Here is a 25,393-nt window from a genome sequence, read left to right as displayed (position 1 = left end):
GTCTTAATTCTTTCTTTGTTTACAAACGAAGAGTTAAGAAGTCCTTTTAGATTGCTGGGGCTAAACTGTCAGAAAAATACTAATAGCCAAAATAAATTAATGAAAGGTGATTCAAGAGTGGAAGACCGAGAACAATGGGGAACAAGAGCAGGTTTTATTTTGGCTGCTGTGGGGTCTGCTGTAGGCTTGGGAAACATTTGGCGTTTTCCCTATGTAGCTTATGATAACGGCGGAGGCGCGTTTTTTATTCCCTATCTATTTGCGCTTCTGACGGCGGGCATTCCTTTGCTGATTATGGAATTTACCATGGGTCACAAATACCGGGGATCAGCGCCCTTATCTTATGTACGCATGAACAAAAAGACAGAATGGATCGGTTGGTGGCAGGTAGCCATCGCTTTCGTAATTTCTACCTACTACTCAGTGATTATCGCCTGGGCAATGGCTTACTCCTATTTTGCCCTAAATCTGCAATGGGGTAAGGACCCGGGCGGATTCCTGATGGGGGAATATTTGAAACGGGTGGATATTGTCAATAGTGCACCTATTGGTTCTGTGGGTTCGATTGTTCCCGGGGTTTTCATCCCCTTGATTTTGGTCTGGGTGATCAGCTTAGCCATTTTATTTAAGGGTGTTAAAAAGGGTATCGAGAAAGCTAACCGCATTTTTATTCCTTTGTTACTGGTAATGTTTATTATGATTGTGATTCGTGCCCTGACTTTGGACGGGGCTTCCATCGGCCTGGAAGCGCTTTTTAAACCGAATTGGAGTGAAATCGCCTCGCCGGGAGTATGGATGGCTGCCTATGGGCAAATCTTTTTCAGCTTATCCATTGCTTTTGCTATTATGATCACTTATTCCAGTTACTTGCCCAAAGGGGCCGACATTAACAACAATGCCTTTATTGCTGCCTTCAGCAACTCCAGTGTGGAGCTTTTAGCCGGTTTGGGGGTTTTTGCTACCTTGGGATTTATGGCCAAGCAGGCTAATGTTCCCATTGAAGATGTGGCTACGGCAGGCATTGGTTTAGCTTTTGTGGTCTTTCCGCAGATCTTAAACTCCTTCCCGGGTTTTAACGAGTTGTTTGGAGTGCTGTTCTTTGGCTCCTTGGTTTTCGCGGGATTATCTTCTTTGATTTCCATTGTGGAGACTTTTGTGTCTGCCATCCAGGATAAGTTTCACGTGTCCCGGGTCAAGGCAGTGATGATTGGCGGCGGGCTTTCCGCCTTGATTTCCATTTTATTCGCCACCCAAGGGGGACTGTTCTTCTTAGATGTGGTAGATTACTTCATCAACACTTTTGGTATTGCCTTAGCAGGGCTGGTTTCGGTCATTACGGTTTCCTGGTTTCTTAAGAAGTTAACCTCCTTCCAGGATCATGCCAATCTTACCTCAGATTTGCGTACCGGCTTGTGGTGGAAGTTCTGCTTGAGAATAGTTACTCCGGGGATTTTGGGATATATGTTTATTATGAATCTCATGGATAACTTAAAAAGCAATTACGAAGATTACCCCACGGCATTTTTGCTCTATGCCGGCTGGGGAGTAGCCTTCACTGTGATTGTTGCCGGCTTTATCATGGCTGCTTTGAAGTGGAGAAAAAATGAAGGAGTGGATGAAGCATGAGCGGAAGCGCTATTGTCATGATGTGTGTGGGTATTGTCGTCATCTGGGGAGGCCTGGCGGCCAGCATTTGGAATGCGGTAAAGGCTTCTAAGGGGAAATAAGGTTTGAAGCCACCGCAATTATAGCAATCGCTTACCAACCAGTGTCTGCTCTTATTACTGTTTGGGTGGTCTGCAGGATGTAATTAATATGTTTACATCCTGTATTTTTATGGTAAAATATATCTGATACATATTGATACTAATAAATATCAAGTTTAAGAGGAGTGTGATCAGGAATATGGAATTGAAAATATTTACTGAGATGCTCAGAGATAAAAATTCATTAAATTTTAATAATCTAAAGTATAAATTTGGGGAGGAAAACCTAGCTGGATATTTAGAGACACTAGGTGAGAGTTTTTATTATAAGCTCCCATTGAATGACTTTAAGGGTAATTCAGTAGTACTGCTTCCTGCAAAAATCAACCTAACAACCCAGCTTTCAAAGTCGATAACGATTTCTTATTCAGGTGAAAAATATGGCATTCAGGCAATGGAGGATGAAATCATTTCAACGCTGTCCATTGAGCATATTGATTCGTCAAGGGAGAGTGTAAGAAAAATCTTAAATGGTGGGGCACCCGAAACAAGTAATGAAAATAAAGCGTATGGTATTAAGCGAGGCTTGGATTTTATAGCAGAGCCTTCAAATAAAATCACAGAGGACAATTTATATCAGCTATATAAGCTTGCGGTGGGTGATTTTCTGGACGATGGAGATAGGCTGATGCCGGAGCAAAAATATCGTCATGACGCGGTGTATATAGTGGGACAGGATATTGAGCATCAGGGGCTTAAATATCAGCTGCTTCCAGAGTATATAGCCAATATGATTGACTATATGCAGAAAGATGATGGGTTGGACCACATTATTAAATCTATCGTAATTCACTACTATTTAGCATATCTGCATCCCTATTTTGATGGAAATGGAAGAATGTCACGGCTGCTGCAACTTTGGTATTTGGTACAAAAGGGTTATACGTCCTCGCTTTTTATTCCGTTTTCTGTCTATATTAATGAAAGCAGAGGTATGTATTATAAGGCGTTTACTTCCATAACCGATAATTTTAGGGTTTCGCAAGTTTTGGACATAACGCCGTTTGTTAACTACTTTATAGGCCAAGTAATTACCAAGCTTCAGAAAAAAGCTGAACCAGCGGATACGCTTCAGAGATTTAATGATCTGCTTCAAGGTGGAGAGATTACAGCCAAAGAAAGGGATTTATTTCATTATGTACTATCAGCTTATGGTACTCATGAATTTTCAACTAAGCAGCTTGAAAAGGATTACAAAAACGTAGCCTATGCAACGATTAGAAACTTTGTCCTCAAACTTGAGAACAAAGGGCTGTTATCTTCACAGCGATATGGAAGTAGAGTTCGCTATAGGTTGAAAGGCTGATTATCTATACGACAATTTAATTGGCGGCTAATGAACTGTTGTCGCGATTGAAGAGGTTCCTTTACCATATCCGCTGTCAGTGGAGATCCATAATCTATTAATTGTAATTCGATATAATCTTAGTTAAGAGACTATGATATACTTTTTGTATAGAGCATTTTGATTGGAAGAAAAGTCGGCAGAGAGTATGTGTTGTAAAAGGCGAAAGGGGGATCCGGATGTCGGATGAGGAGTTTAGATCTTTGGTTCTGAAAGAATTAAGCGACATTAGAAGGGACGTAGCCCAGACACAGCAAATGACGGCAGATTTGATTCGTATTGTGGGTAATACCAACGGGATGTTGGAAGAGGCGCAGCAGGACATCGATGTGATGAAGAGGAATATCGATGTGATAAAGCAGGACATCGATATTGTGAAGCAGGAGCAGAAGAGAATGAGCGACATTCAGGAACAGCAGGGAAGAGTTTTGGAAATGCTGTCTTACCGTTCTTTAGCTCATGATGCGGATATCAGGGATTTGCGTAGAGTGAGATAGGCCGAATCCGAAAAGACCCCTGCCAGTCCCAGTTTGAAACGCGCGTTTCAAACTGGGACTGGCAGGGGTCGGTTATTTAACGCAGGTAAGGATTCACCGGCCGATCGACGGCATAAGCGTGAACTAATGCATAGGCGGCGTCGGCTCTGGTTACTGTTTGGGTGGGCTGCAAGGTGTCTCCGTCAACATGCAGTATGCCCAGTCCCCAGGCTAAGGCGATATAGCCCAGGGCGTCGGGTTGAATCGTACTTAAGTCTTTAAAAGGTACCGTGTAGATGTCTTTAGCTTTGGCCGAGGCATCCAAACCCAGATAGCGAATCATAATTTTGCTCAGGTCTGCGCGGCTTAACTCTGAGCCCAGGTTCATATCTTCCTGCAGCCAGCCGCGTTCTTTGGCAGTTTTCAAAACAATCTCATCGCTTAAAACAAGATTGCGATTGTTTCCTTCCGCAGTAAGTATGGCCCGCAGAAGTGATCCGACTGTTATTTTTTCAGTTGGGTGGAAGGATTCTCCGTATTCTCCGAAAGCCCCGGTCAAACCAATGATGCCGATTTCTTTTTCCGCATAATTGCCCTGGATATCTGTAAAAATTCGGGGACTAGACCACTGGGACTGGGTCTTGCCAAATACATCCATAGGATTGCCGGTTTGGGCATCGAGCATGGAAGGGAGATAGGGGATGGAATCTGTCTTTGGCTGATAGACCAGGCGTACTTCAGGCTGCTCTTCGCTGGGGGGGTAAATTAAGGTGTAATTTAAAGTTAAAGGATGTAATTGTAAGAATTTTTCTGTGGCCTGGTCAATAGGAATTACTTCTGAGGAATTGGGGAATTGGGAGTTAGTCCAGGTCAAATCATAATCGTATACTTCTTTAGACTGGGCGTTAATTACTACTCTAATTCCATCGCCGGCAACCGGGATACCGTTGACGAGCCGGACATAATAAAACATCTGGAGATTGTCGGGCATCTTGCCTGGATAGCCCTCTTGACGCAAGTTGAGAAGTTTAAAGCGCTCAGGTTGGATATGCTTGAGGAAATCTTCGGCTATTTTTTGGGCGTCCTTGCGGGAGATTGGTTTGGAATTTCCCTTCAGATTTGCTTCCAAGGACTGATTAAGACCGATAAAAACGCCTGTCTGGGCATTGACCCGTGCGCTGAGGTAACGATGTTCGTTCGTCTTGGCAGGATCTGTGCTCCATTGTATGAACCAGACTTGTTCGCCGGGGTTTCGCCAGTCCGGATTGAGATTGCTGCTCTGGAGAACGAGACCGCTGGGAATTTTAATGGCCTTTTTGACGATGTTAATGGCTTCTGCTTGGCTGATTTGTCCGGAGTTTTGGGGAGTATCCTGAGTGGAGGCAGACTGTACTCCTGAAGAAGAGGATGCTTTAGTCGGCAGTGTTACTGTACTTGAGGAAGGACCCTCGGAAAGCTCCTGGCCGTCAAGGCTTACAGGTTTTCCGGTAAGTGCATTGACGGCGCCTCCGTAGAAGTCGTTGGAGGGTTGGTAAACGAGCAGGACCTGTTGTGGTCCTGAAGTTTGAAGGTCCATGACAGGGGGTATATAATACTGTAATTCAAGCATTGGAGTTTCGGTAAATACTTGCTTTGCTCGTTCAGGGGATATGACATCTGTCGCTTGGGGAAAGTTCAGATCCTCGTTCCAAGTATAGCTGTAGTTGATAATTTGCCTATCCGCGCCGTTGACGCTCACAGTCACCCCGTTACCGGGAAAAGGAATGTTGTTTACGATACGGCTCCAGCGGAAATTATAAGTAAAGGGCTGGGTGTTGCTTAAGGAAAGAATTTGTTGCTCACCCTTAACCAGCTGCAATTCCGCCTGGTGTTGTTTGACTAATTTAGAAACCAGGTTGGTGGCTATTTTTTCTGCCTCAGCGGCGGATAAGATAGGCAGTTTTAAAGAAGGCTGAGTCGCTTCCTGCCATTGCCCCATGTTTAAAATGTCTCCATTCGTGGCGTCGATCTCAGCATAAAAGCTGCCGCTTGGCGGCCGGTCGGAGTTCCAATTTAAAGAGTAGGTGGCACGATTGTTATACTCATTATAGCTGGTAGACATACGTGAATATTCGGCAGGGATAGTAAAGTTGTCTTTGACAATCTTGACAGCTTCTTCAACTGTTATGTTAGCTTTTTCACTTCCTAAGGCACTGACAGGATAAATCGTCACCTGCAAAAGAAGCATCAGGGCAATCATAATGTTTAAAGGGCGGATTTTTTTAACTAACAATTTTCCCTCAATCCTTTCAATAAATTAGAGCTGAATTTTTTTGTTGCCGATATGTAAGTTGCCTCCTTCCTCTGATGGTATATTTATACAATACAACAAACGAGCAGGGTATAATTTACAAATATCTTAACAATAGTTACAAAGTTGTTACAGAGGTAGTTTAATCATAAGGACTTCTTAACTCTTTCTTTGCTTACAAACGAAAAGTTAAGAAGTCCTTTTAGTTTGCTTGGACCAAAATGTCTGGTACTACTCCAGAGAGTGGGTTCTATGGCAGATAAATTTCTTAGTTCGGAGGTCAATTCCTTGAGGGTTTTGTCCAGGCTTTCATATAAGAAGGCGACTCGGTTGGCACAGGCTTTGTTATGGGCCTCATTAAGCTTCTTATTCATCTGGCGGACATCCTGGTAAGAGGTGCTTTTCTTGATGGTTTTCAGCTCTGACTGCAGCCGTGTTGCCTTGGTTTCCATCTCCTTTTGGGTCTTGCTTAACTGCTCCGCCCTTCGTCTTCAGCTTGTCGCGTTCAGTAGTGATCTGGGTTATTTGGCTCACTTGGTCTGCCAGGGTTTTCTGGAGGTCTGCTTTTTCCTGCAGGGTCTGGTCCCGTTCTTTAAGGGCCTGGCTTCGTTCATTAACCACTTACTCGAATATCCCGCTTCTTGGTCAGCTCTCCGCTGGAAGTAATAAATACATTTTTCTCGATAATCATGTCCATAACGGTTTCGGCATCCGCCTTCACCAGGTTTTCCTTAGGATCAGGAATGGTAGGGGGGTTATTGTAAAAATGCCTAAACCCAATTGACCGGGCGGGCCAATTGGGTTTAGGCATTGCCATAAATGAGTGCAGAATGAGGGAATCTTGTCCCACTTTGAAACGCGCGTTTCAAAGTGGGACGGGCAGGGGCATATGAGCGTCTGATTCTCTATAGGATATGCTTAGCCAATGAATTGTAAATTGGTTTTTTCTATATTTTTCTACAAAGTGACAGGCTTTTCCTTCTTTTTAAACATTAATTAAGGGGTGAACCGCAATACTCACATTCACTAAATCTTCCTGCAATCACTGTATTATTTGCGCCGCAGCTTTTACAAACGATAGATATCTTTTCAGAAGATGACTGGAGATTCGTTAGATTGGTTATTGGTTTCGGTAATAAAATTTCTCCTGAAGATTCATTAATGTAAGCATCGGTAAAATGGTTTTTGTTGATCATAGTTTGTAAATCTTTTTTCACTTCATCGTAATCTAATGATACAGCACTTGCAATATTACTGATACTGGACACATTTTGATCGACGATAAGATTCTCATAGGTTTTATACTTTAAGGATTGTTTCTTTAATTTAATGCTCCAAATAATTAAGGCAATACCGCCTGCCAGAAAGATAATGGCAGCTGTCATGCCTGCAGAATCTAGAGATTTTCTGCTTGATTCTGCTAGAACACCGGTACAGCCAACTAAAACTAAAATCCAGCCGACTACCTCTGATGCAGTAGAAGAACTAAGTGTTTTTTTACCCAATGAGTAACGCCTATATATTAAAAAAGGTGCAATGGGGAAAAATATAAATATCATTGGTATTATTACCCACCAGGAATAAAGCAGGCTTATTTTTTGATCATTTTCCAATCTATTCTCCATGTTAATCCACTCCGTTTGTAAGTTTTAAAAGCTCCCTCTTTTTGCTTGTGATAATTCCATATTTCTTTGTTTTATTAAGAACCTGATACTATCGACAAGTGTATCTGTAGTGGAGGTTAAGGAAGTTTCTTTATTTGCCAAGGATTTTTCTAAAATGGCAATCTCATTGGCAATCTCACTATCTACGGTGGTCGATCCGATTTTATCTCCGTATTTTAACATTTCATATAGGTCGTTTAAAGGTTCTTGATATTCTATATATGCATCATTTGATTTCAAGCCAAAGAGTCTTTTTTGACACTCGTCCATGAGCCCTCGTGAGTGCTCTATACTTGCATCCATGTTCCCAACTCTTGTCGCTATTGAATTCAATGAAAGAATAATAATTGCTGTTATGGCAATTATAATTACCTGCAATATGATATACCCGTTGAGGTTATCCTTGAATATGTCTTTAAAAAAGGCACCAACAAGAGTTATTAACCAATAAATAACCAGGGTGGAAGTTATTCCTGAATGGATGAGGATTTTATTTGTTGGTGAAACCTGCATAGACATTATGGTTGTTCCAGCAAATAAAGCAATCTCAGATAATATAATAAAGGCCAGGGATAGCCAATCTAAGCTGGTTTTAGCAGAGATTGAATCACCTAAGAAAAAGATCGCTAAAGTGGCCGCAACTACAATAGCACCGATAGATATACTTAATGATATTTTTGTGTTGCTCTTCATTTTAGATCACCTCTCAAATTTTAGTTCCGCATTCTGAGCAAAATTTTGCGTCACCTTGAATTACTTTGCCGCAATTTGAACATGCTTTAATTTGGGGTTCCCCGCATTCTGGACAAAACTTTATATTACTGTTGGGAATTAAAGTGCCGCACTTCGCACAAAGCTTGGGCGTCTCCTTTCCGCAAACATGACAGCTAGTGGCAGTTTCCTTTAAATCAGCCCCGCAAAAGGTACAAGGTCTATATATATTTCCGCATTCCGGGCAGAATTTCACATTTTTTGAAAACGTGTAACCGCAATTACTACAGATGATACTATTTAAGTTTCTTTGAGCTTCATCAGGACTTTGGGTATTAAAATCAGTATTTATGGTTTGGGCAATTCCTCCCAATTGTTGGCCGAAGTTTCCCCCGATACCAACTCCCATACCAAGGCCCATTCCTGCTCCCATTAATCCTGCCTGACCTGAACTGGGGTTTGTTGCGGCGCCTTCTAAAGTATCAAATGAACGTTCCTGAACATAATTGTATCCTACGATATTCATTTCTGCTCTTTTGGCAAGGGCCTCTTTTAATTTCATTACGGCCGGATCGTCTTCTGGTAAACTGATGTCGTTAACATAAAAAGTAACTAATTTTATTCCGTAATCTTCTAAAAGAGGATGCATTTTTTCTTTTAAATACTCAGATAATTCATCAAGGTAGGCATTAATTTCCAGAACACTCACTTGTTTTTTCATAATATAAACGGAAATGGCATCCTTTACTTTCGTCAAATAAAGTCCTCTAAAATACTTAGTAATATTGGATTTATCAAATATGGGTAAAGTTCCTACCAACTTCATGAGAAATTTTCTTGAATCTTCGATTTGTATTCCGAATTGTCCATAAGAACGAAGGGGTACAAACACTTTATACTTAGGGTCTTGCAATTGAATGGGTGAGGGAGTTCCCCATTTTATATCAAGGGAAAATATTTTATTAATGTACCAAACCTCTGCCGCAAAAGGAGACCTTCCTCCAAAAGGTATGTTAATTAAATTATTCAATAGGGGTATGTTGGCTGTATCTAACGTGTGTCGACCGCTTGTAAATAAATCTAACGCCTGTCCGCCTTTGTATAAAATAGCCTCTTGGGATTCATTTACTATCAGTTGCGTCCATGTGCCAATTTCTTCACTTGGATATTTCCAGGCAAAAACATCAGAGCCGCCATTATATTTTATTACGTCGATAATTGCCATTTTTAGACACTTCCTTGCATTGAATATATAATCTTATCGATATTCCACATGCAAGCTAAACATTCCTCCTGGAAAACTGAATATTCCCGAAGCCAGCCTAATGGGGATGGCTTTTTTGATTTTGTTATAAAATGCCGAAATTACAATTAAAAAGAAGGACATAGAAGCAACCGCTTGGAAAGATAAAGTTACCACACCAAATCTACCAAGAAGGGGTTGCGACTATGTCTGAGAAGAATATATGGCTATATTTGGGCGAGCCTTTTAGCTTGCTTGCTTTAATCCCTTATTATAAGCCCATTAGCGCAGCAACAATACATACGGCTCCAATCACTCCAGCCCCAAAGATTAGAGCTAACTTTGGCAGAAGCTTCTTTCTGTTTTGTTTATTTAAATCAACGGTGGCTAATATTGAAGAAGCAGCAATCAGTACCCAATACCAGGTACCACTTAAACTAATACCATTATAATTGGGATTCATTTTTGAAAAGATACTCATGACAAGAATAACATCGGCAAATATCGCTATCGCAAATGAGCTAATTCCTAATAAAGAGTGCTTTAGGGTTATCTGTTGCGATGAAGTACGATCAAAAGAAGGGTGCATCTCGTTCAGCCTCCTGTCTGTTTTTCTTTATATTTCTTGATCCGGTTTCCATTCTTTCTTACTATGAATGCCATCACAGAAAGGACGATTCTCAGAAAAACCGCAGCGGCATAAGGTGATTCTGCTGCCTTCCTTTAGTTTTTCCCCCTCAATCCCCAGGATAACCACCGGACCTTCAATCACCAGTGGTCCGTTAGATAATACCTTTATTTTAACAACGGGTGGATTGGCATTTTCATAGTTGAGATTGCCGACTCCCTTGGCACTTTCCGCATTAACCTTCGAACCGGTGGGCAGTGAGTACCTTAAAGCACCTGAAGGACATTGATCAATGGTTTTTATGATCACTTCAGGTTCTGCTCCATCAACATTAACCCAGGGACGTTGTTTTAGATTAAACACCTTTGGCAAAGCCCTTAAGCAAGTCCCAGGGTGAGCGCACAATTCAGGAAACCAGTGAACAATAATATGTTCATTTTGATAGTTCTTCATAGTAAGATAATCTCCCTTGACTCATATAAGGATTGATGTATAGGCTAATTATACCATATTCCGTGACTGTGGAGAAAAAGGTGCCCTTTGTATGATCCCTTCTCATTATATTAAACTCGAAGGGCAAAGAAATATTATACTTTAAATTATTATAATTCAGGGTAAGATATTCGTGAGGTGGTCATAATGAAGCAATTTATCAATCGTAAGGATGAACTGAACTATCTTAAGGATGTTTGTGGGTATGATTGTCAATTCCTACAACCTGGAAATTTATTTATTCCCCTGTAAGTTATACGGGTGTAAAAGGAGCGGAACAATCCTATAATAGATATTAGTCTCTCAAGACGGATTTACTTAAGTTAGCCAGTGTTTAGGGGGGATAATTTAAAGCATGGGTAAAAAAGGTTACCTAAGCATGGCTATTGGGCTGGTATGTGTTTTAGGGTTATCGGCACAAATCTTCTCCCCCAGGACGCTGACTCCAATTCAGCCAATTAAGGTCCTTGACATTCAAGTGCTGACGGTTCCTTCTTACAACTTAAGGGACATGAGTAATGATTCAACCTTTGACCTGAGTGGTGCTCCGGATACGACTCAAGTGACCGGCTTTAGTATCACCGCTGACAAGTCATGTGACTTGAAATTGAAAATGGTGGATCATACCATTCCTCTTTCAGGAGGAGAGGCCGCCTGGGTATACCTGGATGACTTAATTCCGGGAACCCAAGGCGGAGATGGCATTAGCTTGAGAACCTTTAGAAGGTTTTACAGCAAGAGTGTTACAATTCAAGGAAAGTTCGAAAAAAATGGCAGTGTCCTGGGAAATCTGGCGCTGACGATAAAGCTTTAAGCAGTTTGTGAGTGAGGATAAAAATGCCTAATGTCATTGAATTAATCGATGTTAACAAGACTTACGGGACCCGGGTCAAGACCCAAATTCTTTGCGATATTAATTTAGAAATCGAGGAACACAGCATTAACTCCGTTGTCGGGGCCTCCGGAAGCGGTAAGACGACCCTTTTAAATATTATGGGTACTCTGGATAGGCCCACCGGTGGGGAAGTCATCATCGCTGGATCGGATACTAAAACGATGGGGCAGGGTAAATTAGCTAAACTGCGCAATCAGGCCATAGGGTTTATTTTCCAATTTCATTTTTTATTACAGGAATTCAATGTTTTGGACAATGTTCTCATGCCTGGTGCAATACAAAGAAACCACGGAGCGGAGGTAAGGGAGAGGGCGGATTGCTTATTGGATAGTTTAGGGCTATATAAGTACCGCCGCTGTAATGTCTTGGATTTATCCGGAGGGCAGCAGCAGCGTGTCGCAATTGCCCGGTCGCTGATCAATAATCCTAAGGTAATCTTGGCTGATGAGCCAACGGGAAACCTGGATTTACATAGTTCGGAAGATGTTTATAACATCTTTAAACAAGTGAATAAAGAGTATGGTGTGGCTTTTGTCATTGTTACCCACGGCAAACACCCTGCCGGACGGGTCATTAAAATTCAGGATGGGAAAATTCCTTGCAGCAGAGCGTGGACTAAGGCATAGGCGGCGTCGGCTCGGCTTACCTCTGACCCCAGATTAATATCTCCTTGCAGCCAGCCGCGCTCTTTGGCAGTTTTTAAAACAACCTCATCGCTTAAAACAAGATTGCGATTGTTTCCTTCCGCAGTAAGTATGGCCCGCAGAAGTGATCCGAAGGTGATTTTTTCAGAGCATGGAAGGGAGATAGGGGATGGAATCTGTCTTTGGCTGATAGGCCAGGCGTACTTCAGGCTGCTCTTCGCTGTGGGGGGTAAATTAAGGTGTAATTTAAAGTTAAAGGACGTAATTGTAGGAATTTCTCTGTTGCCTTGTCAATAGGAATTACCAAGGACTGACTGATACCGATAAAATCGCCTGTCCGGGCATTGACCCGTGCGCTGAGGAAACGTTGTTCGTTCGTCTTTACAAAATGCTTACAGAGGTATTACCGGCGCCGTCCTGTTAAGGCAGTGTAAATATTGGCTTCGCCTGCGCCAAAGAGAGCATCGGTTCCGGGTTTACCTAAATCCACCGCTGTTTGTTGAATCAAGGCAGTCACTTGGGCTGGGGTTAATTCCGGATTATGGGCTTTAATGACTCCGGCAATCCCAGCAACTTTCGGTGCAGCCATGGAGGTACCTTGCAGCAGAGCGTAGCCCCGAAGATTTGAGGTGTAATAGGGCTCGAGGTAAGTGGGGTAGGTGCTGAGGGTGTGGTAGTGGAAGTCCTGCAGGCTGAGATCACCGGTTTGGTCATAGATAGGCCCATTATCACCGCCGGGGGCGGCTACATCGATGGAGCGGGATCCGTAATTAGAGTAGAAGGCGATTTTATCCTTAGACCATTGGTTGGAAGATGATACGGTAATAACTCCCGGGATCTGTCCCGGGATTTGGCGAGATGCGCCTTTATACTGGAGTCCTAAATAGCCGTAGGTTTGGTTCAGGTAATTTGTGATTTCCCTTGGGTTGTTTAAGTTAAGAGACTCATTTCCGGCTGCCACAACCACGGTGACATTATGAGCGACAGCGTATTGAATGGCTCGCCTGTACAAAAGTGCATCGGTAACGTCATGATAAGCATTTTTCTCATCCAGGTAAGTATAACGAGAGATACAATCGAAGCCGCCGACGGACATATTGATGACGTCTACTTTGTCTTTAGTCCCTTGGAGGATAGCCTCAATGATTTGGCCGGTTGACGTGTTCCCGCTGGCAGAGAAGATCCGATAAGCACGGATTCCTAAATTGGGGCCAATCCCTTTCAGTTTGCCATTAGCTGCAATAAGACCGGCAATGTGTGTACCGTGCCCGAGGCGATCCCTATAGTCATTGGGATCACCGGTTTCGGTGGGGTCTCCCTCCGCACCCGCCGGTACAAAGTTCTGCCCGCCAATAATATTCGACTTCAGATCCGGATGGTTAAGATCAATCCCGGAGTCAATGATCCCGACAGTGGCCTTGTGGATGACTGTTCCGTTAAGGTTTTCCACCCCGCCGGTCTCCAGTGCGTAAGAATCTCCGTTGTGTGTAACCCGCTGAATATCCCATTGATAGTCCCAGTAGCTATGGATTTGATCCCCTTGGGGAATATCTGTAACAGGCTGACCCTGAGCAGCGACTGGGTTTAGTTCCTGATTATTTAATGATAAAGTTAAGGCAGCATCTGCGGCTTGGATTTCCTTAACCATTTTAAGATTATCTAAAAAGCAGGGGTTATCGGACTGTACCTCAAGTCCTGACACCTCAGGCAATACCCTAAGTACCTGGCCTCCGGCTTTGGAAATTATCAGATCATAGTCAGAGGGAATTTCCTGCCGGAAAGCAATGGTGAAGGTTTTTTTGGCCGGAGCTGCTCCAGCTGGAGTAAGGAACGTCGTCGTGATCAGGCTTATTGCCACGACCAAGCCAAGAAACTTTTTATACAATGGTTTGTACTCCCTTCTAAAATTAATATGAAGTAGTCTTTCCTGCATCTTATAACGATGCAGGGTTAATTGGAATACTTTAAATAAAAAAAGAGAACTATTTACGGCAACTTTAGTGTTAAATATGAGTAAAAATATAGTTATACCTGTAGGAACCACCAGGTTCTTTTTTTATTTCCCTGTAGTTTATACGGATGTGAAAAGATCGGGTCAATCTTATAATGAATTTTAAAACAATGCAGTTTAAGTTGAATAAATAGTAAGGGATAATCTTCAAAATGTTGAGAGGAGACATCAGTTTATGAAAAAAACAAAAAAAGTTTTAGCATCCTTAGCTATTGCGAGTATGGTACTTACGATGATTCCCTTTAATGTCTTGGCTGAGGGTACAGCCCCAACTCTCACCTACGCAGTTACGGGTACAGGAATGTCAAATGGGCATGGAGCAACTCTTCAGGAAGTTGTAACTGAAATGATGTCCTACCGGGGCTATATTAATCCCAGTGAAATAGATGCCTTGCGTGAAGCCAGAGCAAACTTAGTGATTGCAGGGCAAGATGGGACATTGAGCAGTGCCGTCGATGGGCTTTTGACGGATAAGGTGGTGGCAAGATTCGCAGCCATCGGTGATACGAGAGAGGAGGCCAAAGCAGCAATCATAAAATCCCTGCTGGATCTTCAGGAGATCCAGTATTCCTATGACAACGATGCTATGGAAAGTGCCCTCCTAAAGTTTAAAGCGGAGAATGGGAGAACATTTAGGACGCTTTTCGGAGATGACTTTAACATTGAATTACTCTATAGTTTTATACTGGCTACAAATGATGAGCTGCAAAAAGACATTAAAAAAGAGGTTAAACAAAATCCCTTAGAATTGATGGCAATCCTTGGAGGTTCGAATATCGAAATCACGGATACACTAATCAAGGATAAATTGGTTGGATTACTGAAAACAGCTTTGCACGATCTTACCGATGGTAAAAATAGTAAGTATTACGTTTTTAATCAAAAGCTGGCCGATATTGACTGGAATATCGAGTTGCTTGTTGAAACCCAAGAACAGGTAGGGGCGGTTATTGACCCGGGGAATGCCGCTCAAAAAGCTGTGGCAATGTCCGTTATCCGCTCTCAGATCCAATGCAAAATCAATGGAAAGACCTGTGATCCCTGGACGCCACTGACCCTGAAGAAAAGTGATAACAAACTTAAACTTGCTCTTTCTGTAAAAGGAATAGATACTGGGGCCTTAGATATTGCCGGCTGGCTTGCTTGGAAAAGTGATAATCCGGCCATTGCCACGGTTGCTGAGGACGGCTCTTCTATTAAAGCCGGCAGAACAAAAGGAACAACATTCATTACTGCCTATAGGATGAATGATTTACAAGTAGAAGAGAACGAATTAATTAGGATCGCAGTGACTGTAAAATAATTTGATGGCCTCACCGCAGGTACTGCATTTGCCGGCTGCGGGAGACATATCGGATTATACGGAGAGTTGGGGATTCCAGCTCTCTGCTTTTTTGCACTAAATGCAACTATGGCGGCCGCCTGCGCCTGCCAAGTTTTCTAAGGTTTGCGGGACTGACTAGGAGGATGACATGGAAGAAAAGCTAGATTTAAAGCAGTATTGGGATATGCTGCGCAGGCGATGGATTATCGTGGTGGCTTTGCCCCTCATCGCGGCACTCACCAGTGGAGTGATTAGTTTCTTTGTCCTAAAACCGGTTTATCAAGCTTCAACTACGCTGATCGTGGGGAAGAAAGCTGCGGAGCCCGGCCAAGAGGCGGCGAAAATCCTGGATAATAATGTGCTTCTGGCGAACCAGCAGCTTGCCAAAACCTATGCCCTGATCGCCCAGAGCCGCACTGTCGAAGAAAAAGTGATCAAGGAGCTAAACTTAGAGTTGACAGTTGAAGGACTCGATCCTATGATCTCCATAAATCCGGTGAAGGCTACAGAAATTTTGGAAATCCGGGTGAGGAATACCAGCCCTGAGCAGGCAGCTGCCATAGCCAACACTATGGCGCAGGAATTTTCGAAAGCGGTCATTGATATTAAAAAAGTAGACAGTGTCAGCGTTGTGGATACTGCAGTGGTCCCAGCCAAGCCTGTTAAACCTAATCAATTGCTGAACATACTGATTGCCTTTGTTGCGGGTCTTATAGCGTCTTTTGGCCTGGTCTTCCTGCTGGAATATTTGGACAACACGGTTAAGACCTCCGGTGATGTTGAGAAGCTTTTAGGGATTCCGGTACTGGGAATCATTCCGGATTACGGAGTGAAAAAAATAAGGGCAAGAGGGGACGGTTTAATTGGTCTATTCGTTAATCACCTTTGAGAAAACAAAATCTCCAATCTCAGAGGCCTATCGGACCCTTAGAACGAATGTTCAGTTTACGAATGTGGATTCAAACACTCAAAAAATAGTGGTGACGAGTTCAGGTCCTGGGGAGGGGAAATCTCATACAGTGGCTAATCTGGCGGTTAGTATGGCTCAATCCGGAAAATCTGTGCTGATTATTGACGCTGATTTACGGAATCCCACCCAGCATAAACTATTCGGCTTGGATAATAGAGTGGGGTTATCCATTTACCTGGTTGAGGATGGAGACTATGGAGGATATATCCGGGATACGGCTGTGCCAAGTGTCCGGGTTCTCCCGGCAGGTCCTGTTCCTCCCAATCCTGCAGAGCTGCTCGGATCCAAAGGAATGGAACACTTGCTGGAGGGAGCCGGTGGGGAATTTGACATGGTCCTCATTGATACTCCTCCCGTGATTGCAGTTACAGATGCCTTAATTCTTGCCCAGGAAGTGGATGGAGTCATCCTGGTGTTAGCCTCAGGGGAAGTGGACAAGGGTTATGCGCAAAAAGCCAAGGGACTGCTGGATAAGTTGGAGATTAAGATTCTCGGGGCGGTTCTCAATAAAGTAGGCATGAATAGCCATGAATATTACTATTACAACTATTATAACTCTGCGAAGGATATGTAAAGGAAACAGCATAAGACGGCTGATCTTTAGATAATGAGTGGACCGGATCACTAGCAAATGTGTAGATTTTCGTAATATTTCCCGAAATAGGAGGAATCTAGGAAGAGGTGTCAAACTTATTTAGAAGAAAGGGGCAATATAAATGAACTTTGACAACATTGCTGAATTAGTTCACGAATTAGCGAAAAACTCAAACCGCAGCTCATTAGAAATACCTCAGATAAAATCTAACCGCGCAATGACGAACAGCGAATTGAACGCCATAGCCAAAGTGTTCTGCCAAGAACAATTGTTGGGTCATTCTGCAGCAGCTATCATGAAACCGACTCTCTATTGGGTATAAAAGGGGCCAAAGTCAGACCATGAATATGGACGGAAATATTACGAAGGAAATAGAACTGCTTTTGAAGGGTTCAGGGCTTAGCGAGGGTGTGGTAAGCACCATCCAACAGTGGCTTGATGCCGGTTTTCGAAGCAAGGGCAGGTATGGCTGGGCCCAATTAACCCTAATAACTTGCGACAGCACTGGGGGAGTCTTAGAAGAAGGACTGCCCGGAGCTGTCGCTATGGAACTTTATGCCTTGGCAGCGGATATTTTGGACGATATTCAAGATCAGGATAACAACAGTCTGCCCTGGCGTAAAGTTCCTCCTGCCCAAGCCATTAATTTAGCTACTTGTATCCTGGTTCTCAGCTACCAGGCCCTTTCGGTTCTATCTAATCCCAGGTATTTCGAGGAAGTAAGCAAGGTTCTTAACCAGATTGGGTTGCAAGCCTGTGATGGGCAATTTAATGAGTTTCTGAATGACAGTAAGGATAAAATTACCTTTGTCGAATATTTTGAGGTTATTAATAAAAAATCCGCTGGCTTAATGGCCGGCGCTTGTAAAATTGGGGCGATCTTAGGAGGAGCAGAGCAAACCCTTGTTTCGGAGTTAGAACAATTCGGCACGTGTTTAGGGATCATGAGTCAAATCAAAAATGACCTCGACGACTTCCTGAATTTAGAAACTAAAAGTGATTTCGTTAAAGGCAGGAAAACTCTTCCTTTTGTTTATCTTCTCAATGTGCTTAATGAGATAGAAGCTGAAGAGTTAAAGTATCTTAGTACTTTGGCAAGTAAAGGTTTAGCTGAATTCGGGCCCCATGAAAAAGAACAGTTAAGAGAATTGGTGGTCAATGAGGGGACTGTTCATTATTGTTCAGCAATTCACGAGATGTATAAGCAGCGTGCACTGGATATTTTAAAGGGAATGCCAATTCCGGAAAAAAGAAAAGAGAAGTTGATTCAGCTTGTTGGATAAAATGTTTAGGCGGCTAGCACTTCGAACTGCTAATGTCGCCTTTATTATCGTTTGTCTTGTCTATGTTGCTATTCTCTTCAATCAACCCTATGTAGGCCTAAGCCTTAAAAGTAATGCCGGAAACTGGATCGTCAAGTTTAGTGATCCTCATGGCGAGGGCTATCGCTTGGGAATTCGTGAAGGGGATATGGTGATAAAAATTAATAACGACGACCCGGGCAAGTATCCGTCCACTAATAAGTGGGGGGAGGCAGAAGGAGCTTCAACCCTTACGGTAAAAAGCCCTGAAATGCCTATGAGAGTGGTCCGGATAGAGAATCCGCCTTTTACCTATACATTGTTAAGTGAACTCCCCATGGCGGCGTTAGGAGTTATCTTTTGGCTGGTAGGCCTGGTTACAGTCTTTAAGCGGCCTTTCCTTGCCAAAGCTTATGCTCTGTTCTGGTTAAATTGGCTGGCCGGCTTAGTCATAATCTTAGCCCCGGTTTCCAGTCGTGGCTTGTTCTTGGCGAGAGAATTAGAGGCAATTGGTTTCTCCCTCGTACCCGTCCTCTTAGTGAAGTTTATTTCTGTCTTTACGAACAGGGTTAATCGCTTAAACCAACTGATCATTGGGGTCTTAGGCCTTATTTCAGTACTTACAGCTGGGATCCTGGTTTTAAATGGCTTGGGGGTTGTGATTGAGGTTGTTGAAATTAGAAAACTCCCCCTCGCTAATGGGCTGATTGGTACTGCTGCAGTTTTAGGTAATTTAGTTTGGCTGATTAGATTACCCGCTGATAAGCCGGAAAAAAATCAGGCGGCCATTGTCCTTGCGGGTCTGGCCATGGGCTTGCTGCCCTTTGTAATCCTTACGGCGGTTCCTATCCTTCTGGATGTTCAGCTTATCGCTAATCCGAAGGTTAGTGCTCTTTTTATCGTAATTTTTCCCATTACCCTTAGTTATGTTGTCCTAAATAAGAGCTTGCCCGATGGCCGTATGTTTCTCGATTCCCTCGTTATCTCTCTGCTTTCCGGCATTTTGACATGTCTGCTTTTTACTTATTTTCTATTTCTCATAGGAGTGGTTAAGGATTTAAAACTTGAGACTTATCTTTTATGGTTTTCGTTAACCGGGATGGCCATTGTTATCTTTAACCTTTTTAAAGCTTTCGTACATTTTGCCGCTGATAAGTACGTTTTTACTCAGGGGAGTAGTGGAATTGAAACTAAGAGCGTTGAATTGAACGGAAATCCATCCTCGCTGAATGAAGCTTTAATCGCTGAAGAGTTAGCGAGCCAACTGGGGTTGGAAGGTGCCTTTGTTATAGCGGAAGATCCGAAAGGGTGGTACACAAAAAGTGCGGCAGGACGATATCTCGGCAAGACAACAGAACAAGCCGTCATGGAGGATTATTACCGAAAGGCTAAAGAGACAGGGCAGGCGATCCATTGTTTTTCGGACGATTTTCCTGCGGAATTGTACATACCCTTTGTTTCTGAAGAGTTTACCTGCGGAATCTTCCTGGGCCATCGCCATTCCTATATCAAATTCAAAGCCAATGAAGTACTGTTGCTCACTGCAGTATGTTATCAATTAGGTCGACGTCTCCAAGTGATCCGTGTGGTGAAGCAATTGTCCAGAGAAATCAATGCCATGGAGAAAAAGTCCCGGGAAACCCAGCGAAGAAGCCAGGGGCTGGAAGTCATCAATCGCTTATTGTTTAGCAATCTTGAGGAAGAAAAGAAAGTTCTGGCCAGGGAAATACATGACGGCTCATTACAGATTGGCTTAGATCTAAACCGGAGGATGAAAGAATTAATTACCGGTTTTCCGGCTGAAAGCAGTAATTTTCAGGCCATCTCAGTAATGCAGGACATGATCGAGGATTTGAATTATGAACTTCGTTCAATTTGCAGTAATTTACGCCCATCTTCTTTGCGGGATTTGGGTCTTATTCCTGCTGTAGAGGTCATGTTCCAGCAAATAATGCAAAAGGAGCTTTTGGTCATCGTGCTGGAAGTCATAGGAATGAGCAGAGAGGCCCGCTTTAAAGAGGATATTGAACTGGTTGCCTTTCGGTTTTTGCAGGAAGGAATTAATAACGTTATCAAACACTCTGGTTCGTCCAGAGTCAATGTCACCATTTCCTTAGTTAATCAGAAAATTGAAGTGATCATGAATGATTTCGGTAAAGGTTTTGATCCCCAGGAGATAGGGGATTGGTCCTTAACGGGCTATCATTTCGGAATCATTGGCATGAAAGAACGGATAGAAAGCTTGAGCGGGGAGTTTTCTATCACCTCTGAGATTGGTCAGGGAGTGACCCTTAAGGCGTCTGTTCCGATTTAGAGTGTGATCGATTTACAAATAGCGAGCTTATTAACGAAGGAGGAAGAGTTATGGTTGCTAGTTTGGAGAAGACCATAAGAGTTGTAGTAGTAGATGACCATACACTCTTTGCGGAAGGTACTGTATCATTGCTATCGTCTGAGCCCTATATCTCTGTCGTGGGAACGGCTAAGAATGGCAGCGACTGTTTAAAACTGGTAAAGACAAAATATCCGGACGTGGTATTACTGGATATTAATCTGCCGGATTTCAGCGGAACGGATTTGATCGAAAAAATTAAAGGGATAGCTCCCCAGGTTAAGATTATTATGCTTACGGGACAAAGCCCGGAGGGGTATGTTAATGCCTCCTTAAATAAAGGTGCTAATGGCTTTCTGCTTAAAGACTGTACAAAAAGTGAAATGACAGCGGCAATATTGCAGGTCTCAAGGAGCAGCGGTCAGTGCTATTTTTCCCAAAACATGGCCCCCTATCTTAGATCTGTGATTGTTGGCGAAGAGATGAGAACGAATACTATAGAGTCAAAAAAAATCTCCGGGACACTTCTGACTCCAAAGGAACAAGAAATCATCGAATTGATTGCCCAGGGCTTGCGCAATAAAGAAATCGCTGCTGCCTTGGAGATTAAAAACCGCACAGTGGATTTCCATGTCAGCAATATCTTGTCAAAGTTAGACGCAAAATCTCGCTTAGAGGCGGTATTGATTTATACCAAGAATCAGGGGATAGGGGATAGGATTAGTTAAAGAACGATTGGCAATAGAAGTTATAGAGTCTAACAGTGAAAAAATACGCTTTGAACCGTCTTTTTAAGCAGGGTCAAAGCGTATTTTTTTGTACTAGCCCTGTAGAAACTACCGAAAAGTTTATTTGTTTTTCCCGTAGTTTCTACGGATGTACAGATATTGGAAGGGACTTATAATAAATTGAACATAAGGTAGTAGACATTAGTGATTTAAAGTACTACTGAGCCATCTTTCTCGATGATATCAAAAGAAGAAGTTGCAGGAAGCAAAAAAGTGAGTAAGGAGGCGAAAATTCAATATTTGTGCTGTAAAGGAAGGTCCATTAATGAAGTTTAACCGAAAATCCTTAGCTTTAATGTTAATTGATATGGTACTGGTTAACTTGGCTGCATTTGGAAGTTTTTACCTTCGCTTTGAAGGGGATATTCCTCAGGAATATTTCTTGACATATTATCATACAGCTTGGGCCGGAACCCTCATTTATTTGATCATCTTCTTATTATTTGGTTTGTATAACCGGCTTTGGCAGTATGCCAGTATCAGTGAACTTCTTTCAATTGTTTATGCAGTCACGGTTGGAACGAGTAGTGTAGTACTCGTCATTTATTTTTTAGCCCCCGTGCGATATCCCCACACGGTAGCCGTGTTGTTATGGCTGACCACCATGTTTTTAATCGGAGGCTCTCGTTTCCTGGGACGGATATTGCAAGATAGTGTTTTCAATCTGCATTTATCCGGGATACCCAAGCGAATCCTGATTATTGGAGCTGGAGACGCCGGGGCCTTGGCGGTTCGTGAACTGAAAAACAGCAATTATCGTGAAGGTTACCCCGTCGGGATCATCGATGACGCTCCAGAAAAGCAAAAACTTAAATTGATGGGAATTCCCGTCTTAGGAACCAGGAAGGATATCCCGCGAGTTGTCAGATCCCGCAGAGTTGAAGAAGTGATTATTGCCATGCCTTCAGCGTCGGGGAATGTGATTCGGGATATGACGGAGATTTGCGAAAAGAGCGGGCTGGTCATTAAGATCATTCCAGGTATTTATAACTATTTCAGCGGAGTAGTGGATAGCTTAAAAATCCGCGAAGTCCAGATCGAAGATTTATTGGGAAGGGAGCAGGTGAATCTTGATATTGAGGAAGTTGCGGGTTATTTGACAGGAGAAACCGTCTTAATTACAGGGGCCGGCGGGTCCATCGGCTCAGAACTCTGCCGGCAGATATGTCGATTCAACCCGCAAAGGCTTATCCTGGTGGGACGCGGCGAGAACAGCATTTTTGATATCGAGCAGGAACTGCGTTCGGAATGTCCGGGGATTAACCTTTTTACAGAAATCCTGGATGTGAAAGAGCGAGATAAGGTGGAATTGGTTTTTCGCAGGTTCAAACCGGGAGTTGTCTTTCATGCTGCTGCTCATAAGCATGTTCCGCTCATGGAGCGAAATCCTGAAGAAGCTTTAAAGAACAATATCCTGGGAACTTATAATCTGGCGGAGATCTCGGATGCCATCAAAGTTAATACCTTTGTTCTTATTTCCACAGATAAGGCCATCAATCCCACGAGTATTATGGGGGCCACCAAACGAGTGGCGGAGATGATCATTCAAAGTTTCGACAGACAATCCCAGACTCGTTTTGTTGCCGTTCGCTTTGGCAATGTCCTGGGGAGCCGGGGAAGTGTCATTCCTACCTTCAAGAAACAGATTGCCAAGGGTGGTCCTGTGACCGTGACTCATCCGGAGATGGTTCGTTACTTTATGACCATTCCGGAAGCGTCTCAACTGGTGATTCAAGCCGGTGCCATGGCTCAAGGCGGGGAAGTTTTCATTCTTGATATGGGAAAACCCGTCAAAATTGTTGATTTGGCAAGAGACTTGATTCGTCTGTCAGGGCTTGAAGTGGACGTGGATATTAAGATTGAATATACCGGCATACGTCCCGGGGAAAAGTTATATGAAGAGCTGCTCACGGCAGAAGAGGGGACAACGAGTACGAAGCATCAGAGAATTTTTGTGGCCAAGCCCAATGGCATCGATGTGGCAGAGATTGAGGGGTTGGTTCAGTTGATTAGGGAGAGGGGTTCGTACTTGACCAGGGAAGAGATCATAACAGAGTTGGCTGAGGTTGTGCCGGGGTTCCAACAACTTCCGGAGAAGACAGAGATGGGGAGGGCTTTTAGATGATTCCGTTAGCAAGACCAGATATTACAGAGAAGGAAAAACAAGCCGTACTGGCGGTCTTGGACTCCAATCAGTTAAGTTTAGGGCCTAAATTAAATGAGTTTGAGGATAAGATGGCAGCGTACGCCGGAACTCAGTATGCAATAGCCTGCAATAGCGGAACCAGTGGTTTACATATGATCATAGCTGCTCTGGGAATAAAGGATGGTGATGAAGTAATTACGACCTCCTTTAGTTTTATTTCCTCCAGTAATTGTATGTTATTTGAACGCGCTAAACCTGTGTTTGTTGATATTGATGAGAAGACCTATAACTTGGATACGGCACAAATTGAAGAGAAGATTACCGCAAGAACCAAAGCTATCTTACCGGTCCATGTTTTCGGGCAGCCTGCCAACATGAATGACATCCGCCGTATTGCGCTTAAACATGGCTTAGCGATTATTGAAGACTCTTGCGAGGCGATTGGGGCAGAGTGGAATGGCAAGAAAGCAGGGACGATGTCCAATGCGGGAGTCTTCGCCTTTTATCCGAATAAGCAGATGACAACGGGTGAGGGCGGGGTGGTTGTTACGAACAATGAAAACCTGGCTAAGTTATGTTACAGTCTGCGCAATCAAGGGCGGGGCATTGATAGTCAGTGGCTCAATCATGTTCGCCTGGGTTACAACTATCGCATTAGTGACATCAGCTGCGCCCTTGGTATCGCCCAGTTGGAACGTATTGATGAGATTCTGGCTAAACGCCAGCGAGCTGCTGATTTGTATATGGAAAAACTTAAGGATGTGGAAGGGGTTATTCTTCCGATCGTTGACGAGAGAGCGAAAATGAGTTGGTTTGTTTTTGTCATTAGGTTTGAACCCTGGATCGATCGAAATCTTGTCATGCAAACTCTCTTAAAGCGGGGAATCGGCTGCAGGCCATACTTTACGGCGATTCACCTGCAGCCTTTCTACCGGGAGATGTTTGGCTATAAAGAAGGGGATTTGCCGGTAACAGAACATGTTGCCAGTGGTACTTTAGCTATTCCGTTTTTTAATAATATCACTGAGGAGCAAATCGATAGGGTCGTGGCTGAGGTTAAAAGAGCTATTGGCTATGCCGCTATCCCTGATTCAGAAGCACGACTGAAGAGACGATATGAGCTGGGAGTGGCGAGTGATCATGCCGTCGTACGTTAAGGTTAAGAGAGCGCTGGATTTATTGTTTTCAATTTTATTGTTGATAGTAGCAGCCCCTATTATGCTTTGTGCAGCCATTGCCATCAAGTTAGGATCCCGGGGGCCCGTACTCTTTAAACAAGAGCGGCCAGGTAAAGATGGCGTAATATTTACGATTTACAAGTTTCGTACCATGCGCCTGGAGAGGGAGAAAGACGGTCGCCCCTTAGCCGATATGGAACGCCTGACTCTAGTCGGCGGGATTTTGCGCAAGCTTAGTGTGGATGAATTGCCCCAGCTTTTTAATATCTTAAAAGGGGATATGAGTTTCATTGGTCCCCGTCCATTGATGGTTCAGTATTTAGAGCGTTATACACCTGAACAGATGCGGCGGCATGAAGTGACACCGGGAATATCCGGCTGGGCCCAGATCCATGGCCGCAATCAGGTAGGCTGGGAGACACGTTTTAAATATGATGTCTGGTATGTTGAGCATATTTCCTTTTGGCTGGATTTAAAGATCTTCCTTAAGACATTGGCGATTGTGCTAATCAGGAGAGGAGTAAATCAGTCCAGGAATCAGACCATGAATGAGTTTGGCGGGGCTGAGAATAGAACATTTAGGGTCTGAGCTAT

At 43.3% G+C, this 25,393-nt stretch carries 26 protein-coding genes; 16 read left to right on the top strand and 10 right to left on the bottom strand.

Features of this window, described 5'->3' with window-relative positions:
- The first annotated feature begins 117 nt into the window (after window positions 1–117).
- The 4 genes from DESOR_RS24865 (at window position 118) to DESOR_RS24855 (ending at window position 3,608) form a co-directional block, all read left to right on the top strand.
- Entirely contained in the window at window positions 118–1,626 is a 1,509-nt protein-coding gene (locus DESOR_RS24865) for a sodium-dependent transporter (RefSeq protein WP_014187359.1), read from the top strand.
- Complete coding sequence (locus DESOR_RS28470) at window positions 1,623–1,727, top strand: methionine/alanine import family NSS transporter small subunit (protein WP_014187358.1); 105 nt, start codon at window positions 1,623–1,625, stop codon at window positions 1,725–1,727. Before DESOR_RS24865 ends, DESOR_RS28470 begins: the two co-directional genes overlap by 4 nt.
- A 178-nt stretch (window positions 1,728–1,905) precedes the next feature.
- Window positions 1,906–3,072 (top strand): Fic family protein, encoded by a 1,167-nt coding sequence (locus tag DESOR_RS24860; protein ID WP_014187357.1) that lies wholly within the window; start codon window positions 1,906–1,908, stop codon window positions 3,070–3,072.
- A gap of 218 nt (window positions 3,073–3,290) precedes the next feature.
- Complete coding sequence (locus DESOR_RS24855) at window positions 3,291–3,608, top strand: hypothetical protein (RefSeq protein ID WP_014187356.1); 318 nt, start codon at window positions 3,291–3,293, stop codon at window positions 3,606–3,608.
- Between the two features lie 76 nt (window positions 3,609–3,684).
- On the opposite strand, the gene DESOR_RS24850 is transcribed toward DESOR_RS24855, so the two are convergent.
- The 9 genes from DESOR_RS24850 to DESOR_RS24815 form a co-directional block, all read right to left on the bottom strand.
- On the bottom strand, window positions 3,685–5,859 hold the full coding sequence (locus DESOR_RS24850) for an S-layer homology domain-containing protein (protein WP_014187355.1): 2,175 nt from the start codon (window positions 5,857–5,859) through the stop codon (window positions 3,685–3,687).
- A gap of 164 nt (window positions 5,860–6,023) precedes the next feature.
- A complete protein-coding gene (locus DESOR_RS27585) occupies window positions 6,024–6,251 on the bottom strand; it encodes a hypothetical protein (protein WP_052304340.1) in 228 nt (75 codons plus the stop codon).
- Window positions 6,244–6,498, bottom strand: coding sequence for a hypothetical protein (locus DESOR_RS24845; protein WP_014187354.1), 255 nt, complete (start codon window positions 6,496–6,498; stop codon window positions 6,244–6,246). Before DESOR_RS24845 ends, DESOR_RS27585 begins: the two co-directional genes overlap by 8 nt.
- On the bottom strand, window positions 6,491–6,694 hold the full coding sequence (locus DESOR_RS24840; RefSeq protein ID WP_042331642.1) for a DUF2922 domain-containing protein: 204 nt from the start codon (window positions 6,692–6,694) through the stop codon (window positions 6,491–6,493). The genes DESOR_RS24845 and DESOR_RS24840 overlap by 8 nt, the downstream gene beginning before the upstream one ends.
- Before the next feature lie 175 nt (window positions 6,695–6,869).
- Complete coding sequence (locus DESOR_RS24835; protein WP_014187353.1) at window positions 6,870–7,502, bottom strand: hypothetical protein; 633 nt, start codon at window positions 7,500–7,502, stop codon at window positions 6,870–6,872.
- Window positions 7,503–7,526: 24 nt separating this feature from the next.
- Window positions 7,527–8,234 (bottom strand): hypothetical protein, encoded by a 708-nt coding sequence (locus DESOR_RS24830; RefSeq protein WP_014187352.1) that lies wholly within the window; start codon window positions 8,232–8,234, stop codon window positions 7,527–7,529.
- 13 nt (window positions 8,235–8,247) lie between these two features.
- Window positions 8,248–9,477 carry an SPFH domain-containing protein gene (locus DESOR_RS24825; protein ID WP_014187351.1) on the bottom strand — a complete coding sequence of 410 codons (1,230 nt, stop codon included), beginning with the start codon at window positions 9,475–9,477 and terminating at the stop codon, window positions 8,248–8,250.
- A gap of 289 nt (window positions 9,478–9,766) precedes the next feature.
- Entirely contained in the window at window positions 9,767–10,084 is a 318-nt protein-coding gene (locus DESOR_RS24820; protein WP_014187350.1) for a hypothetical protein, read from the bottom strand.
- Between the two features lie 27 nt (window positions 10,085–10,111).
- Window positions 10,112–10,576 carry a (4Fe-4S)-binding protein gene (locus DESOR_RS24815; protein WP_014187349.1) on the bottom strand — a complete coding sequence of 155 codons (465 nt, stop codon included), beginning with the start codon at window positions 10,574–10,576 and terminating at the stop codon, window positions 10,112–10,114.
- Between the two features lie 394 nt (window positions 10,577–10,970).
- Here DESOR_RS24815 and DESOR_RS24810 point away from each other — a divergent pair, with 394 nt between their 5' ends.
- On the top strand, window positions 10,971–11,429 hold the full coding sequence (locus tag DESOR_RS24810; RefSeq protein ID WP_014187347.1) for a hypothetical protein: 459 nt from the start codon (window positions 10,971–10,973) through the stop codon (window positions 11,427–11,429).
- 23 nt (window positions 11,430–11,452) lie between these two features.
- Window positions 11,453–12,136 carry an ABC transporter ATP-binding protein gene (locus DESOR_RS24805; RefSeq protein WP_014187346.1) on the top strand — a complete coding sequence of 228 codons (684 nt, stop codon included), beginning with the start codon at window positions 11,453–11,455 and terminating at the stop codon, window positions 12,134–12,136.
- A gap of 421 nt (window positions 12,137–12,557) precedes the next feature.
- On the opposite strand, the gene DESOR_RS24800 is transcribed toward DESOR_RS24805, so the two are convergent.
- Entirely contained in the window at window positions 12,558–14,039 is a 1,482-nt protein-coding gene (locus DESOR_RS24800; RefSeq protein WP_014187345.1) for a S8 family peptidase, read from the bottom strand.
- A 301-nt stretch (window positions 14,040–14,340) separates the two neighbouring features.
- Between DESOR_RS24800 and DESOR_RS24795 the strand changes: the two genes are divergently transcribed.
- The 10 genes from DESOR_RS24795 to DESOR_RS24750 all read left to right on the top strand — a co-directional run bounded on the left by DESOR_RS24795 (window position 14,341) and on the right by DESOR_RS24750 (window position 25,388).
- Window positions 14,341–15,468 (top strand): hypothetical protein, encoded by a 1,128-nt coding sequence (locus DESOR_RS24795; protein WP_014187344.1) that lies wholly within the window; start codon window positions 14,341–14,343, stop codon window positions 15,466–15,468.
- Window positions 15,469–15,637: 169 nt separating this feature from the next.
- The gene (locus DESOR_RS24790; protein ID WP_014187343.1) at window positions 15,638–16,378 is read left to right on the top strand and encodes a YveK family protein; all 741 of its coding nucleotides are present in this window, start codon (window positions 15,638–15,640) and stop codon (window positions 16,376–16,378) included.
- Complete coding sequence (locus tag DESOR_RS24785) at window positions 16,353–17,033, top strand: CpsD/CapB family tyrosine-protein kinase (protein ID WP_014187342.1); 681 nt, start codon at window positions 16,353–16,355, stop codon at window positions 17,031–17,033. The genes DESOR_RS24790 and DESOR_RS24785 overlap by 26 nt, the downstream gene beginning before the upstream one ends.
- 142 nt (window positions 17,034–17,175) lie before the next feature.
- A complete protein-coding gene (locus DESOR_RS24780; RefSeq protein ID WP_014187341.1) occupies window positions 17,176–17,376 on the top strand; it encodes a hypothetical protein in 201 nt (66 codons plus the stop codon).
- Window positions 17,377–17,395: 19 nt separating this feature from the next.
- Entirely contained in the window at window positions 17,396–18,337 is a 942-nt protein-coding gene (locus DESOR_RS24775; protein WP_014187340.1) for a polyprenyl synthetase family protein, read from the top strand.
- 1 nt (window position 18,338) lies between these two features.
- Window positions 18,339–20,669, top strand: a complete 2,331-nt coding sequence (locus DESOR_RS24770; protein ID WP_081468602.1) for a sensor histidine kinase — start codon at window positions 18,339–18,341, stop codon at window positions 20,667–20,669.
- Window positions 20,670–20,719: 50 nt separating this feature from the next.
- Window positions 20,720–21,415 carry a response regulator gene (locus tag DESOR_RS24765; RefSeq protein WP_014187338.1) on the top strand — a complete coding sequence of 232 codons (696 nt, stop codon included), beginning with the start codon at window positions 20,720–20,722 and terminating at the stop codon, window positions 21,413–21,415.
- A gap of 325 nt (window positions 21,416–21,740) precedes the next feature.
- Window positions 21,741–23,600 carry a polysaccharide biosynthesis protein gene (locus DESOR_RS24760; protein WP_014187337.1) on the top strand — a complete coding sequence of 620 codons (1,860 nt, stop codon included), beginning with the start codon at window positions 21,741–21,743 and terminating at the stop codon, window positions 23,598–23,600.
- The gene (locus DESOR_RS24755) at window positions 23,597–24,778 is read left to right on the top strand and encodes a DegT/DnrJ/EryC1/StrS family aminotransferase (protein ID WP_014187336.1); all 1,182 of its coding nucleotides are present in this window, start codon (window positions 23,597–23,599) and stop codon (window positions 24,776–24,778) included. The genes DESOR_RS24760 and DESOR_RS24755 overlap by 4 nt, the downstream gene beginning before the upstream one ends.
- Window positions 24,762–25,388, top strand: coding sequence for a sugar transferase (locus DESOR_RS24750; RefSeq protein WP_042331639.1), 627 nt, complete (start codon window positions 24,762–24,764; stop codon window positions 25,386–25,388). The genes DESOR_RS24755 and DESOR_RS24750 overlap by 17 nt, the downstream gene beginning before the upstream one ends.
- Window positions 25,389–25,393 lie beyond the last annotated feature (5 nt).

The organism is Desulfosporosinus orientis DSM 765, from assembly GCF_000235605.1.
In the GTDB taxonomy this organism is placed as follows: domain Bacteria; phylum Bacillota; class Desulfitobacteriia; order Desulfitobacteriales; family Desulfitobacteriaceae; genus Desulfosporosinus; species Desulfosporosinus orientis.
This window is presented reverse-complemented; position numbering and strand designations above follow the sequence as displayed.

Bases quoted from the DNA above. Each gene is read 5' to 3' on its own strand.
- DESOR_RS24770 (WP_081468602.1), top strand. From the start codon at position 18,339: ATGTTTAGGCGGCTAGCACTTCGAACTGCTAATGTCGCCTTTATTATC.
- DESOR_RS24750 (WP_042331639.1), top strand. From the start codon at position 24,762: ATGCCGTCGTACGTTAAGGTTAAGAGAGCGCTGGATTTATTGTTTTCA.
- DESOR_RS28470 (WP_014187358.1), top strand. From the start codon at position 1,623: ATGAGCGGAAGCGCTATTGTCATGATGTGTGTGGGTATTGTCGTCATC.
- DESOR_RS24765 (WP_014187338.1), top strand. From the start codon at position 20,720: ATGGTTGCTAGTTTGGAGAAGACCATAAGAGTTGTAGTAGTAGATGAC.
- DESOR_RS24790 (WP_014187343.1), top strand. From the start codon at position 15,638: ATGGAAGAAAAGCTAGATTTAAAGCAGTATTGGGATATGCTGCGCAGG.
- DESOR_RS24755 (WP_014187336.1), top strand. From the start codon at position 23,597: ATGATTCCGTTAGCAAGACCAGATATTACAGAGAAGGAAAAACAAGCC.
- DESOR_RS24830 (WP_014187352.1), bottom strand. From the start codon at position 8,234: ATGAAGAGCAACACAAAAATATCATTAAGTATATCTATCGGTGCTATT.
- DESOR_RS27585 (WP_052304340.1), bottom strand. From the start codon at position 6,251: ATGAATAAGAAGCTTAATGAGGCCCATAACAAAGCCTGTGCCAACCGA.
- DESOR_RS24775 (WP_014187340.1), top strand. From the start codon at position 17,396: ATGAATATGGACGGAAATATTACGAAGGAAATAGAACTGCTTTTGAAG.
- DESOR_RS24760 (WP_014187337.1), top strand. From the start codon at position 21,741: ATGAAGTTTAACCGAAAATCCTTAGCTTTAATGTTAATTGATATGGTA.
- DESOR_RS24835 (WP_014187353.1), bottom strand. From the start codon at position 7,502: ATGGAGAATAGATTGGAAAATGATCAAAAAATAAGCCTGCTTTATTCC.
- DESOR_RS24840 (WP_042331642.1), bottom strand. From the start codon at position 6,694: ATGGCAATGCCTAAACCCAATTGGCCCGCCCGGTCAATTGGGTTTAGG.
- DESOR_RS24810 (WP_014187347.1), top strand. From the start codon at position 10,971: ATGGGTAAAAAAGGTTACCTAAGCATGGCTATTGGGCTGGTATGTGTT.
- DESOR_RS24820 (WP_014187350.1), bottom strand. From the start codon at position 10,084: ATGCACCCTTCTTTTGATCGTACTTCATCGCAACAGATAACCCTAAAG.
- DESOR_RS24825 (WP_014187351.1), bottom strand. From the start codon at position 9,477: ATGGCAATTATCGACGTAATAAAATATAATGGCGGCTCTGATGTTTTT.
- DESOR_RS24855 (WP_014187356.1), top strand. From the start codon at position 3,291: ATGTCGGATGAGGAGTTTAGATCTTTGGTTCTGAAAGAATTAAGCGAC.
- DESOR_RS24815 (WP_014187349.1), bottom strand. From the start codon at position 10,576: ATGAAGAACTATCAAAATGAACATATTATTGTTCACTGGTTTCCTGAA.
- DESOR_RS24805 (WP_014187346.1), top strand. From the start codon at position 11,453: ATGCCTAATGTCATTGAATTAATCGATGTTAACAAGACTTACGGGACC.
- DESOR_RS24780 (WP_014187341.1), top strand. From the start codon at position 17,176: ATGAACTTTGACAACATTGCTGAATTAGTTCACGAATTAGCGAAAAAC.
- DESOR_RS24795 (WP_014187344.1), top strand. From the start codon at position 14,341: ATGAAAAAAACAAAAAAAGTTTTAGCATCCTTAGCTATTGCGAGTATG.
- DESOR_RS24860 (WP_014187357.1), top strand. From the start codon at position 1,906: ATGGAATTGAAAATATTTACTGAGATGCTCAGAGATAAAAATTCATTA.